The organism is Sphingobacterium sp. UBA5639, from assembly GCF_002421245.1.
In the GTDB taxonomy this organism is placed as follows: Bacteria; Bacteroidota; Bacteroidia; order Sphingobacteriales; family Sphingobacteriaceae; genus Sphingobacterium; species Sphingobacterium multivorum.
The window spans coordinates 35,351-48,686 of sequence record NZ_DIJR01000029.1 but is presented as its reverse complement, the minus strand read 5'-3'; the positions used below and the strand labels follow the sequence as shown (position 1 = coordinate 48,686).

At 41.6% G+C, this 13,336-nt stretch carries 12 protein-coding genes and 1 tRNA gene; 6 read left to right on the top strand and 7 right to left on the bottom strand.

Annotated elements, in window-relative coordinates; all coding sequences use genetic code 11:
- Window positions 1-26: 26 nt before the first annotated feature.
- Together ftsH and rsfS are read right to left on the bottom strand one after the other, a co-directional pair.
- On the bottom strand, window positions 27-2,108 hold the full coding sequence (ftsH, locus tag B4Z90_RS17150; RefSeq protein ID WP_112375078.1) for an ATP-dependent zinc metalloprotease FtsH: 2,082 nt from the start codon (window positions 2,106-2,108) through the stop codon (window positions 27-29).
- A 46-nt stretch (window positions 2,109-2,154) separates the two neighbouring features.
- Window positions 2,155-2,529 (bottom strand): ribosome silencing factor, encoded by a 375-nt coding sequence (gene rsfS / locus B4Z90_RS17145; protein ID WP_046673130.1) that lies wholly within the window; start codon window positions 2,527-2,529, stop codon window positions 2,155-2,157.
- Between the two features lie 47 nt (window positions 2,530-2,576).
- Between rsfS and B4Z90_RS17140 the strand changes: the two genes are divergently transcribed.
- From B4Z90_RS17140 to pfkA, 4 genes are all read left to right on the top strand, one after another.
- Window positions 2,577-3,347, top strand: a complete 771-nt coding sequence (locus B4Z90_RS17140) for a biotin--[acetyl-CoA-carboxylase] ligase (protein ID WP_083295773.1) — start codon at window positions 2,577-2,579, stop codon at window positions 3,345-3,347.
- A 155-nt stretch (window positions 3,348-3,502) separates the two neighbouring features.
- Complete coding sequence (locus B4Z90_RS17135; RefSeq protein ID WP_070561447.1) at window positions 3,503-3,952, top strand: protein-disulfide reductase DsbD domain-containing protein; 450 nt, start codon at window positions 3,503-3,505, stop codon at window positions 3,950-3,952.
- Window positions 3,953-4,038: 86 nt separating this feature from the next.
- Window positions 4,039-5,742: a protein-disulfide reductase DsbD family protein gene (locus B4Z90_RS17130; protein WP_112375079.1), complete on the top strand. Its 1,704-nt coding sequence runs from the start codon at window positions 4,039-4,041 to the stop codon at window positions 5,740-5,742.
- Window positions 5,743-5,939: 197 nt separating this feature from the next.
- On the top strand, window positions 5,940-6,914 hold the full coding sequence (gene pfkA / locus B4Z90_RS17125) for a 6-phosphofructokinase (RefSeq protein ID WP_046673127.1): 975 nt from the start codon (window positions 5,940-5,942) through the stop codon (window positions 6,912-6,914).
- A 167-nt stretch (window positions 6,915-7,081) separates the two neighbouring features.
- Here the strand turns inward: pfkA and B4Z90_RS17120 are convergent, their stop codons facing one another.
- The 5 genes from B4Z90_RS17120 to B4Z90_RS17100 all read right to left on the bottom strand — a co-directional run bounded on the left by B4Z90_RS17120 (window position 7,082) and on the right by B4Z90_RS17100 (window position 11,193).
- The gene (locus B4Z90_RS17120; protein WP_070561451.1) at window positions 7,082-7,528 is read right to left on the bottom strand and encodes a hypothetical protein; all 447 of its coding nucleotides are present in this window, start codon (window positions 7,526-7,528) and stop codon (window positions 7,082-7,084) included.
- A 327-nt stretch (window positions 7,529-7,855) separates the two neighbouring features.
- Window positions 7,856-8,995: a TlpA disulfide reductase family protein gene (locus B4Z90_RS17115; protein WP_286752798.1), complete on the bottom strand. Its 1,140-nt coding sequence runs from the start codon at window positions 8,993-8,995 to the stop codon at window positions 7,856-7,858.
- A gap of 74 nt (window positions 8,996-9,069) precedes the next feature.
- On the bottom strand, window positions 9,070-9,831 hold the full coding sequence (locus tag B4Z90_RS17110) for a TPM domain-containing protein (RefSeq protein ID WP_046673124.1): 762 nt from the start codon (window positions 9,829-9,831) through the stop codon (window positions 9,070-9,072).
- Between the two features lie 199 nt (window positions 9,832-10,030).
- Window positions 10,031-10,459: a TPM domain-containing protein gene (locus B4Z90_RS17105; RefSeq protein ID WP_070561453.1), complete on the bottom strand. Its 429-nt coding sequence runs from the start codon at window positions 10,457-10,459 to the stop codon at window positions 10,031-10,033.
- Window positions 10,460-10,614: 155 nt separating this feature from the next.
- Window positions 10,615-11,193: a LemA family protein gene (locus B4Z90_RS17100; protein WP_046673163.1), complete on the bottom strand. Its 579-nt coding sequence runs from the start codon at window positions 11,191-11,193 to the stop codon at window positions 10,615-10,617.
- A gap of 165 nt (window positions 11,194-11,358) precedes the next feature.
- On the opposite strand from B4Z90_RS17100, the gene B4Z90_RS17095 reads away from it, so the two are divergent.
- Both B4Z90_RS17095 and B4Z90_RS17090 read left to right on the top strand, forming a co-directional pair.
- Window positions 11,359-12,903, top strand: a complete 1,545-nt coding sequence (locus B4Z90_RS17095; RefSeq protein WP_286802830.1) for an NAD(P)/FAD-dependent oxidoreductase — start codon at window positions 11,359-11,361, stop codon at window positions 12,901-12,903.
- Between the two features lie 59 nt (window positions 12,904-12,962).
- Window positions 12,963-13,035 (top strand) — tRNA-Gly (locus tag B4Z90_RS17090).
- Window positions 13,036-13,336 lie beyond the last annotated feature (301 nt).

Here is a 13,336-nt window from a genome sequence, read left to right as displayed (position 1 = left end):
ATCACTCTAGCGCTGCAGCATTCAAATTAATTCAAATTATTGGAGGGTGTTTCTGAACTCTGCCCTTCGTTAGATCGCGCTTCGTCCGGATGAACATCCAACGGTAAATCTGTCTGTGGAACTCCACCACCATCAGCACCATTCACAAACTCCTCGTAAGTAGTCTTGGTTTCAAATGGACGTTTACCTAATATCTCTTCCAAGTCCGACTGAAAAAGAATCTCTTTTTCCAATAGCTTTTCTGCTATTTTAATCAAACCCTCACGTTTATCCAGCAATAACTGTTTGGTACGTGCATAGACGTCATTAATTAAGTTACGTACCTCTGCATCAATCAGCTCTGCCGTTTTGTCAGAATACGGCTTTTGGAAAGATGCCTCAGAACTATCTCGGAAGGAAACATTTCCAACTTTATCATTCATACCGTAGATTGCAATCATCGCATAAGAAAGTTGCGTGATACGCTCTAAGTCATTTTGAGCACCTGTTGAAATTCTTCCAAAAGTAATATCTTCAGCGACACGACCACCCATAGTCATACATAAACTGTCTATAAGCTGTTCTGTCGTATATAGGAACTGCTCACGGGGAAGATACTGTGCATAACCCAAAGCAGCGACACCACGTGGTACAATAGACACTTTTACCAAAGGATCGGCGTGCTCTAAAAACCAGCCCGCAATAGCGTGCCCAGCCTCATGATAAGCAACAATACGTTTCTCTTCCGGAGAGATGATTTTGTTTTTCTTCTCAAGACCACCGATCACACGATCAACGGCATCCTGAAAATCCTGCATATCAATCTCGGGTTTATTTTTACGGGCAGCAATAAGGGCTGCTTCGTTACACACGTTGGCAATTTCAGCTCCCGCAAAACCAGGTGTCTGCGCCGATAATTTTTTTGCATCGACCTCAGCCGATAATTTCAACGGCTTTAGATGCACTTTGAAAATTTGCTCACGGCCAATCAAATCCGGTTTATCAATAGAAATTTGACGGTCAAAACGTCCTGGACGCAACAATGCTGTATCCAGTACATCGATACGGTTAGTAGCCGCTAAAATAATAACGCCTGAATCCGTACCGAAACCATCCATCTCCACCAATAATTGGTTCAATGTATTTTCACGCTCGTCATTACCGCCCATCATCGAGTTTTTACCACGAGCACGACCTATAGCGTCAATCTCATCGATAAAAATGATACATGGCGCTTTCTCTTTCGCTTGCTTAAACAAATCGCGAACACGCGATGCACCTACACCCACAAACATTTCGACAAAGTCAGATCCGGATAGCGAGAAAAATGGCACTTGAGCCTCTCCGGCTACAGCTTTAGCCAATAAAGTCTTACCTGTTCCTGGAGGCCCTACAAGCAAAGCGCCTTTCGGAATTTTACCCCCTAGATTGGTATACTTACGTGGATTTTTTAAGAAATCCACAATCTCCATAACTTCTTGTTTCGCTTCTTCAAGACCAGCAACATCATTAAATGTGATATTGATCTGCGATTCTTTATCAAACAACGTCGCCTTGGATTTACCTATATTAAAGATCGCACCGCCACCGCCGCCAGCACCACCGCCCATACGACGCATCAAGAAGATCCAGATTGCAGCCAATACCAACAACGGCAACATAAACGTGATAAACCAGCTTGCCCAAGGGTTGGAACGATCATCATAAGTCAACTGGACCTTTGGTGTACCTGGCGTTAATTCCGCTTGCGATGCAGCTAATTTCTTTTCTAAAACATCGGGAGAGGCATCCTTAAAAATATATTGTGGACCCTTGTCTTCCTGTCCTGATAGACTTGGAAGCGGATCAGCAGCTTTTGTAGCGTCTTTAAAACTTGGGTTATCTTTCCAGCCCTTTTTTAGATAGACCTCCACTTCGACAAGATCATTCTTTTTATAGGCGACGAGACGCTCTACAGCGCCTGTATTCAACATACGTGTCTCAAAATCACTATAGCTAACTTCCTTAGCTGGGCTTTCTCCAAAAACGTACTGTAAGGCAAAAAAACCTAAAAACATGGCAATCATAAGCCACACAAAATTGAATTTTGGCGGTTTCGGGCTTACCTTACTACTCGGGATTTTTTTCATTATATCGTAATTATATTTTCTTTATAAATTTTTTCGTTGAGGACAATTAAGCGCTTTGGAAATGCTGTACTTCTGCATCTCCCCATAAATCCTCGATACCATAATGCGCTCTTTTTTCGGTCTTAAAGATATGTACAACCACATCCACAAAATCCAAAATCAACCATTCACCATTGGATTGTCCTTCTTTATATTGGGGTTCTTGACCAAATGCCTTATAGACTTCTTCTTCGACACTCTTTGCTATCGCATTCACCTGAATGTTAGAATCGGCATGACAAATCACAAAATAATCGGAAACAGAACTGTGAAGATCTCTTAAATCCAAGCGAACGATCTCGTTTGCTTTCTTTTCTTGCATACCATAAACGATAATTTCTGATAGACGTTGGGACAATTCTGAACTTTTATTTTTACTCATTAAAAAATGTGATAGTTTTGACTTAATATTTATTTAATACTTTCAGTTTGCAAAATAACAATATTTCGGGACTTATCATCGGTCAAAATACAATATATCTTGACAAAGTCGCCTCTACAAACGATTATCTCAGGGAATTATTGTCAAATTTCAAGCCACTAGCTGAGGGGACTGCCATTTTAGCAGAAGAACAATTTCAGGGCAAGGGGCAGCGTGGAAGCTCCTGGGTCAGTGAACCAGGGAAAAATCTAACAACATCGATCCTCTTAAAGCCTCATTTCCTGCCCATAGCGGAACAATTTGCGCTTTCCGCCACAATCGCCATTGCAACCGTCAATTGGCTGAAAAGCAAAACCGAGCAGCCTGTAGCCGTGAAATGGCCCAATGATATTTACGTCAATTCAAAGAAAATAACAGGCATTTTAATAGAAAATAAATTAAAAGGCAGTAAAATAGACCACGCAATTATTGGCATTGGTGTAAATATTAATCAAATTAATTTTGACACAGCAACAACAATAACCTCGCTCGCCTGCCTGACCGATCGACAGGATTACAACATCAAGGAACTGGCACAGGAGTTATTCCAAGTGATCCAACAGGAGTACCTGAACCTGTATAAGGAGGGGGCTCAATATCAGTTAAACCGCTACAACGCGTTATTGTTTTGGAGAGGTGAAGAAAGACCATTCCTAGTCGACGGCATCAAAAAAACTGGCATTATTCAACAGGTGTCTAATGACGGGAAGCTACTGGTTCTTTTGGAAGACACCTTGCGCGAATTTGATATCAAAGAAATTACACATCTTATTACTTAATCTTTACAAAAAAAGGATAACCCATTTTAGGATTGTCAAACCTTTGTTCTAAATTTGTCAACAGCGTGATTAAACCTTTATTCACCCGAAGTATCAAAGAACAAGAACACACTGCAATCATTGTAGTGAAAAAGGAAAGAACAAATTAAATTCTGATGAAAAAGTTAATACTGTTAATGACTGTGGTAATTTTTGCAGTTACGGGAGCATTCGCTCAGATTCACAAACCGGTAAAATGGACTGTGGCGAGCAAAAAGTTAAATAACAAAGAAGCTGTAGTTTATGTAAAAGCTACAATCCAAAATGGATGGCACATATATTCACAAAATGTGAAAGATGGTGGCCCAATTCCAACTTCTTTCAACTTTGCTAAAGCGGCAGATTATACATTGGTAGGTAAAACTGCAGAGCCGAAACCAAAAGTAAAACACGAGGATGTATTTAAGATGGATGTTGGTTATTTTACAAACGAGGTAATTTTCCAACAAAAAGTAACTTTAAACAAAGGAACTGCCACCGTTAAAGGCACTGTTGAATGGCAAGCATGTGATGCATCACAATGTCTTCCTCCAGACGAATATGCTTTTGCTGTGACAATCAAATAGTAAAAATGATTCTACACGGATAAATTAATAAGGCGATTCTCATCGCCTTTTTTTATTTTTGACCATAACATCAGAAATTCATACGCATGTTAAAAAACACATTCATTCTACTTTTAATTGCTTTTTTCAGTCTTTCTTTAACGACAGCAACTTTTGCCTCCGCACAAGATAGTTTAACAAGTACAGAAGGACTTCAATTTGAATCATCACCGGATACAGCTACCGCTGTTGAAGCGGTACCTGAGGATCTAAATTTTACAGCTTCACCTGACACAATGGTTAGTCAGGACAGCAGCAAAATAGCTCCTGTTAAGGCAAACGCTCCCTCCGGGCAAGAATCAAGTAAAAAATCACTTTGGAGTATCTTTATCGCAGGATTAGTTGGCGGCTTCGCAGCGCTACTCATGCCATGTATATTTCCAATGCTCCCACTTACCGTAAGTTATTTTACAAAACAGGCTGGAAGCCGCGCAAGCGGTATCAGCAAGGCACTCCTCTACGGTCTCTTTATTATTGTGATCTATGTCGCTTTAGGAATGATTATTACCATTTCCTTTGGTTCGGATGCATTGAATGCTTTATCCACAAATGGGGTATTTAACTTCCTATTCTTCCTCTTATTAGTTGTTTTCGCCGCATCCTTTTTTGGTGCTTTTGAAATCACGTTACCGAGTTCTTTTGTCAATAAAATGGATGCCAAATCCGACAAAGGCGGTCTCGTAGGGCTTTTCTTTATGGCATTCAGCCTTTCACTGGTCTCCTTCTCCTGTACTGGCCCCATTATTGGCACCTTATTGGTCGAAGCGGCCTCAAAAGGAGAACGCCTAGGTCCCGCAATCGGTATGCTTGGCTTTTCTATAGCACTTGCAATTCCTTTTGGCTTATTTGCGATGTTCCCTTCGATGTTAAAATCCCTGCCAAAATCTGGTGGCTGGTTAAATTCGGTGAAGGTTGTACTCGGCTTCTTAGAGCTTGCACTGGCACTGAAATTCTTATCAAATGTAGATTTGGCCTACCATTGGAATTGGCTGGATCGGGAGGTGTTCTTATCGCTATGGATTGCCATCTTTAGTATGATGGGCTTATATCTTATTGGAAAGATTAAATTTTCACATGACAGTGAATTAAAATTCCTCTCCGTACCGAGAACTATTCTCGCTATCATTGTATTCTCCTTCGTTATCTATATGGTACCGGGGCTATGGGGAGCTCCCCTAAAATCAATTTCAGCTTTCTTGCCACCCTCGGCAACACAGGACTTTGACCTGTCGGCAGGAATAGCAGCCGCTCCCGCACACAGTGATGGTAAAGTCAAAAAATACGCGGAGATTTTTCACGAACGCGGTACACCAAAAGGATTTGATCCATATTATGATTATGATCAGGCCTTGGAAACAGCAAAAGAACTGAATAAACCTGTATTGATAGATTTTACAGGTTGGAACTGTGTTAACTGTCGGGAGATGGAAGCAAATGTCTGGACTGATCCTGCGGTTGCCAAACTATTGAAGGAAGAATTTGTTATGGCCGAATTGTTTGTCGATGATAAAACAGAATTACCTGCAAACGAACAATTCGTATCAAAATACAGTGGCAAAAAGATTAAAACGATAGGAAATAAAAACAGTGATTTCCAAGCATCGACGTTCAATAGCAATTCACAACCGTTATATGTTATTGTAGACGACACTGGAAAGGTATTGGTACCTCAGTCTGGTGCAAATAGAAATATTGAACAATATAAAGCGTTTTTACAGAGCGGAATTGATGCATTTAAGGCAAAAAAATAGCCTGTATACAGCAGAAGGTATCCGTCGAGATTAACAGCAGAGAACAAGCAATTATTAAATTTGCATTATCTTTAGCTCACACTTAGATGAATTGCAGTTAATAAAGCGATTGCTTGTTCTTAATAGCGATATTGGCGACTTCTAATAACGGAAATATAATTGTATATACGCTTAAAAATAGCTAAGTTTGAGTACGTATGAGTAACATTAAAAAAATTGCTGTTTTGACATCTGGAGGAGATGCTCCAGGAATGAATGCTGGTATCCGCGCTGTTGTTAGAGCGGGGATCTACAATAATCTTGAAGTATTTGGGGTACGCAGAGGTTATGATGGTCTAGTTAATGGTGAGATTATCCCTATGGATGCTAAATCTGTAGCCAATATCATACAACGTGGTGGTACTATCCTAAAAACAGCCCGCAGCGAGGCTTTCAAAACAATTGAAGGACGTAAGCAGGCTTATGAAAATTTACGCAGCCACGGTATTGATGCCATGGTTGTTATCGGTGGCGATGGTACATTTACCGGCGCATCCAAATTTATCGAAGAATTCGATTTTCCTATCATCGGTCTTCCGGGCACAATCGATAACGATTTGGCCGGCACAGACTTCACTATTGGCTATGATACAGCCATTAATACAGTTATCCAAGCCGTAGACAAAATTCGCGACACCGCCGAGTCTCACGATAGACTTTTTGTGATCGAAGTGATGGGCCGCGACTCTGGTCTTATCGCCGTCCGTTCTGGTATCAGTACCGGTGCTGAGGCAGTTCTGGTTCCTGAGTTCGAGGTAGACTATGATGCGATTATGAAAAGACTTGACAAAAGCCGTAAAAATAAATCATCCCGCATTATTATTGTTGCTGAAGGCGACAAAGAAGGCGGTATGGTGGTATCGGAAAAAATCAAGGAAAATTTCCCGCATTACGACGTTAGATTATCTATTTTAGGACATATTCAGCGTGGCGGAAGCCCTACTTGCATGGACCGCGTATTGGCCAGCAGGCTTGGAGTTGCAGCGGTAGAGGCTTTACTACAAGGCCGCAGAGGTGAAATGGCCGGACTGATCTGCAGTGAAGTAAGGTTCACACCCTTTAAGAGCGCCATCAAGCATAACGTAAAAATGAATGAAGATCTGCTTCGTATCATTGAAATCCTTTCGTTGTAAATTATCTAGTTTATTCTTGACTAACAATAAAAAAAGAGTATACATCGTGATGTATACTCTTTTTTTATGCCTTGTGTTTCTTGATTTGTTCAAATTCTTTGTAAAGGCCTGATAGCCGAACGGTCATATTCCATAAGCGTACATGAGCTCCATATCAATCCCAGTTGTTATTTAAGCAAATTATTGCGGTATTCTTCAGATACCGGCGGCAACTGAATGGCCTGACCAGCTTTGGCCATCGAGTCCGCAAAATGATTCGTATTGCTGATCGCCTGTTCATATGCCTTAATAACCTGTTCCGATAGGTGTAGGACCTTTGGATCTTTAAGATCAACACGGTATTGATTATTTTCCAGTGTAACATGCTGATAAAAACGATATGCCGCAGCCTTTAGTTGACCCAGCTCCTGTTGTGACAACTGATCGATCCGGGCATTAGGCGGCAACGTAACATCGATAAATGTCGTGTCTTTAGCCAATTGATCAATCGGGTGATCCAAAGGTATGGCATGCAACGCCTCTAGGTTGACAACAGGAATTCCCTTATCTTGATCGCCACCGCAGGAAGCAATCACCGTCCCCAAGAATATACCCAAAATTACTGTTTTCTTCATCTTTACAATTTTATAACCCCAATAGCGCTAGAAATCCCATTGATCACCATGTTTAAATACCTAGGATTCATCATCCCCTAATCCCGCTGTTACGAGGATATAGCGGTTTCACGCAATCATTCGCTATAGCAGCAGACGAAGTTAGCAAATTCATTCAATGTTTTGCAGTCGTCACGCTATTCGCCTTTTAGAGTCGTCAATTAGTCGCGGCGCCAAAAAAGCGATTGGATGAGGACGACTATAAAAAGAAACCCCTAATTGCAGACTCAGTTCACATGAGTATAACAATTAGGGGTTATTCATGCCCAATGGCAACTAAATATCAGTTTACTTTAGCAATTCAGCTAACTTCGCATCCAAAGCCTCACCTCTTAAATTTGATGCGACAATTTTACCAGAAGGATCAATGAGGAAGTTTTGCGGAATACCACGTACTTCGTACAATTTTACCGGAGCTGATTTCCAGCCCTGTAGGTCTGAAACATGTGGCCATTGTTGTAAATTATCATCATGGATAGCTTTCAACCAAGCATCTTTTTTACCGGGATTGTCTAAAGAAACACCAAACACGGTAAATCCTTTATCTTTAAATTTATTGAAAGCCGCAACGACATTCGGGTTCTCATGACGACAAGGACCACACCAACTTGCCCAAAAATCCAACAAAACATATTTTCCTCTTAAGGAAGATAAGGAAATATTCTTTCCTGTTGTGTCTGGCAATGTGAAGTCAGGAGCTACCGAACCAACAGCTACTGCTTTCAATTTCTGGATACGCTCAGCCAATTCCTTCCCTTTTTCAGAATTTTTCAGTTCAGGAGACATTTTCTCAAAAGAAGCTACATATTCATTGACGTTTTCACCGCTGACATTCTCAGACAACAAATCCAACGTATACCAGCTTTTTGGGTTTTTGTTAATAAATTCAGCATCTGCTTTTTCCATTTTTTCGGAAATCTCACCAGCTTGTTTTTGTAAGCCTTCGATGAATTTAGGATCCTGTTTTTGCGTCTCCGAAGCCGCATAATATTGTTGGTTCAATGCCTCGAACGCATCTGTATGCGGTTTCACAAAAGCCTTGTACTGCGTCAGATCGTCATTAAGCGCCGTACCTGAGACCGTTGCATTTTTAAACCCTTTGGTTGCATCGACTTTGATAACGCCTTTAGAAAGATATAACTGTGCTGTCTCAGGTTGCTTTTGACTATTTCTAAGTTCTGCAAAAGTTAAGCCCTCCGGCGAATAGATCATCATACCTTTTGTTGGTGTAGCTACCTGTCCGTTGAACTTAAATTCGCCTTTTACGACCGTTGCTGAATCAGTCTGACGAGTGCCATTCGCAGCATACTGCATAAACACTTTCGCTTTGTCTGACGTCGTGTTTACTTTTCCTGTAACCGTGAAGCTTTCTTGTGCCATTAACAAGGCTGGTAAAAAGCTTAAACCCATTAATATTCCCTTTTTCATAATTATATACTTCCCATAAATGTAAAACATTTCCGTTTCACTGTCGTCCTATTTAACATTATTTAGCAAAGATGTTACCAACGTCCGGAAGCACCGCCACCACCAAAATCACCGCCACCGAAACCGCCAAATCCGCCACCAGAGCCTCCGCCGAAGCCACCGCCGCCACCTCGGCCGCCACCGCCGCCAAGACCATTCAGCAATGTCCACCAAAAGATATCAGAAGCGCCGCGTCCATTCATCACACGGCCACCACCGCCACCACCTCGTCCACCGCGATTGGAGAAAAGAACAACCAAGACTATCACAATAATAACAACAAACATCACCGAACCTGATCCCTTTCCTTTCGGTTGTTTTGGATCAGCTTTGTACTCACCTTTTGTGTAGGAAATTAAGGAACTGGTCGCATCGTCCACTCCTTTGTAGTAATCGCCCTGACGAAAAGCCGGCTTGATATCATTTTCAATAATACGATATGCAATGGCATCCGGGACAGCGCCCTCTATGCCGTAACCTGTTTGAATAGTCACCGCCCGATCTCCCAGAGCGACCAACAACAGAATACCGTTATTATACTTTTTATTCCCAATACCCCATTTTTTCGCTAAACGAACCGCATAATCAGAAATATCATAGCCACCGGTAGAATTCATCATAACCACTGCAATCTGCGTAGATGCAGAATCCTCAAATGCCAATAGCTTCTGCTCCAATAATTGCTTCTGACTTGCGGTCAATGTGTTTGTATAATCATTGACAAGCCTATTTGATGTTTCTGGGAAATCTTGACCCAATACTGTGGCTACCGACAGCAAACAAAGCAACATAGCCATAGCAGGGATCCGAACCCGAGAAAATAATCTCGATACAAATTTCATCCTATAATTCTCTTTTATTCATTTTTATTTGCCTTGAGCAGTTTTCATGCAAATGGCGTTCGGTGAATCCCGAAATCGGGTTTATCACGATCTTTATCAGTTTATTTGTGAGACAGGGAATAGCTTCTCGGGACTGTTTCTGGTCACTTAACAACTAACGGTCTCCAAAAACAATATCATTTGGAAGCTCATTGATGTCATCGTGTTCACGCGGGAAGAATTTTGCCAATTGTTTACCCGCATGTTCGATCCCTTTGACCAAGCCCTCAACAATGCGATCCACCCGAAACTCCGCCACCATTAGATCTTTGGTACTGTTCCAAAAATCACCTTCTACACGTTGGTGAATTCCCTTATCGCCAATAATGGAAAATTTATGGTCTTCCAGCGCGATATAGATAAGAACACCATTTTTCAATGTAGTCTTGTGCATGCCCAATTTGGAAAAATAATAGGTTGCACGATCATGTACCTCGTCGGGGCAATGATTTTCGACCACTACACGAATCTCACCAGAAGTCTCATTTTCAGCCACATTAATAGCGTGAACGATCTTCTCTTGTTCTTCAGAATTTAATGCCATAGTTTGTATACGTTTGCACTCCAAAACTAGATTACCATACCGGTTATTCTAAATTCAAAGGGTCTAAACTAATTAAAACACGATAAAAAAATGGATGATGTGCTTCTACGAAAGCCGCATCATCCATCATCCTGTTTATTCCTAACAATTTGCTGTTAGAATGATACCGTTGGCGCTTTATCCGAACCTGGGGCAGCAGTAAATGTACCTTTTGCCTTAAATCCGAACATCCCCGCCATTAAATTATTCGGGAAGCTGCGTACGGTTGTATTATATTGCTGTACCGCTTCATTGTAAGATCTACGTTCTGTTGAAATACGATTTTCAGTACCTTCCAGCTGTGCTTGTAATTCCAAAAAGTTCTGATTGGCTTTCAAATCAGGATAAGCTTCAACAGACGCCAAAAGACGACTCAACGAACCGCTGAATTCATCTTGAACTTTTTGAAACTTGGCAATATTCTCCTCAGACAAATCATCGGCATTAATCGTCACGGAAGTAGCTTTAGCTCTTGCTTCTACAACAGCTGTCAATGTACTTTCTTCGTGTTTTGCCGCTCCTTTTACTGTATTAACCAAATTTGGAACTAGATCCGCACGACGTTGATACGCATTTTCAACTTGTGCCCATTTTCCTTTAACATTCTCATCTTGTGAGACCATCGTATTGTAGCCACAGGAGTTTAATGATACTAATGCAAATAAACCACATAGGGCGACCAAAAATCTTTTAATTTTCATTGTTCAAAGAATTAAATACTATTCAAATTATACGGTTACACTATCAAAGCATATACCAAGCTCTTACTAAGATAAGAATATTTTTATTTCCAAATCTCCAAATAGCCAATATTCATTAACTTTGTCCCGGTTTTGGGATAAAAACCCAGCCCTTATACTATGCAAAAAGAAATTGAAATTGCGATACTTCCAGAAAGAATCGAGGACGATCAGTATATTCTACAGCAAGGGATCAAAGCCCTGAAAGTCCAACCTCAACAAGTCAAAGGTTATAAAATCCGCAAACGTTCCATTGATGCCCGAAGCAAGCAGGTTGTTTATCGAGCTCGGGTTATTTACTACATTGACGAGCTTCCTGTTCCAGAAATCTACGAAAATAATTTTAAGTCCGTTAAAGACGGAAAACCCGTTATTATTATTGGCGCGGGCCCTGCCGGCCTGTTTGCAGCAATACGCTGTATTGAACGTGGTCTCAAACCAATTGTAATCGAACGCGGTAAAAAGGTCCAAGACCGTAGACGCGATCTAGCTAAGTTGAACCGGGAAGGCATCGTAAACCCTGAGTCAAACTACTGCTTTGGCGAAGGTGGAGCTGGAACGTACTCAGACGGAAAATTATATACACGTTCCAATAAGCGAGGTGACGTAGACAAAGTACTCAGACTTTTCGTTTCCCATGGGGCAACGACGGATATTCTGGTCAATGCGCGCCCACATATCGGTACAAATAAATTGCCGCATATTATTGAAGCCATGCGCGAGAGCGTCCTTGAATTTGGGGGCGAATTTCATTTTGACCAACGTGTCGATGACATTTTAGAATCCTTCGGTCAAGTACGCGGTGTCAAATTAGCCAATGGTGAAGAAATTAAGGCAGATCATGTCATTGTAGCAACAGGGCACTCTGCGCGGGATATTTTCGAGCTTTTTCATCGCAACAATTGGCTGATCGAAGCCAAAGCATTTGCTTTGGGCGTGCGTATCGAGCACCCGCAGGCAATCATTGATCAGGCGCAATACCACTGCCAGGTAAGAAGCGAGCATTTGCCGCCAGCCTATTATAGCCTGGTTGAACAGGTGAATGACCGTGGTGTATTTTCATTCTGCATGTGCCCAGGCGGCGTCATTGCTCCCTGTGCAACAGATTTAGATGAAATCGTTGTCAACGGATGGTCACCATCCAAACGAAATAATCCGCACGCCAATTCAGGCACCGTTATTCAGATCAACCTTGAGGACGTTGCCAATGCACATAAGGATCCATTTGCATTACTGAATTTTCAGAAAGAGATCGAACGAAAGGCTTTTGCCGTAGGTGGCGGTAAGCTCGTTGCTCCGGCGCAACGCATGGTCGACTTTGTCGAAGGACGTGTATCTATGGATCTGCCAGAAAACTCGTACAAGCCCGGAACAGCATTTGCAGATCTCACCGAAGTGCTACCTGTTTTTGTTCACGAAGCATTACGCGGTGCGTTGCCCATCTTTGGCAAAAAGATGAAAGGGTATTATACCAATGAAGCCATTTTAGTCGGTGTAGAGTCACGTACATCTTCACCGATTCGGATTCCTAGAAATAAAGAAGATTTACAACACCCTCAGGTCAAAGGACTTTACCCTTGTGGTGAAGGGGCAGGTTATGCCGGCGGTATCATTTCGGCGGCTATAGACGGTATTAATTGTGTTGATGCGATCAATTTAAGTTAATATTTTTTGCTTTTCCTCTTGCAGAATACGAATAAATGCCTTACTTTTGTAACATCAACGCGAAAGTAGCTCAGTTGGTAGAGCACAACCTTGCCAAGGTTGGGGTCGCGAGTTCGAATCTCGTCTTTCGCTCAAAAAAGCTTCCAAAATTTGGAAGCTTTTTTCGTTTAATAGTGCTCTGTTATTCCCTACATTTCAGCCCTTCATCACCTTTATCTTTGTTTGATTTTAACTAAAATTGCCGAAAAAATTATTAGCACAATTTAAAGCAAGTACCAATAACGGATTAGTTTCAACGTTGGTTCCATTCGAAGCTTCCTCGGTGCTTCTTCGGAGCTTGTTCGGTACTTGTTCGGTGCTTCTTCGGTTGTGAGCGAACAAATAGCGTTGTAGCTCCGATTAAGATCCGTTGTTATACCGTGAAAATGACGAA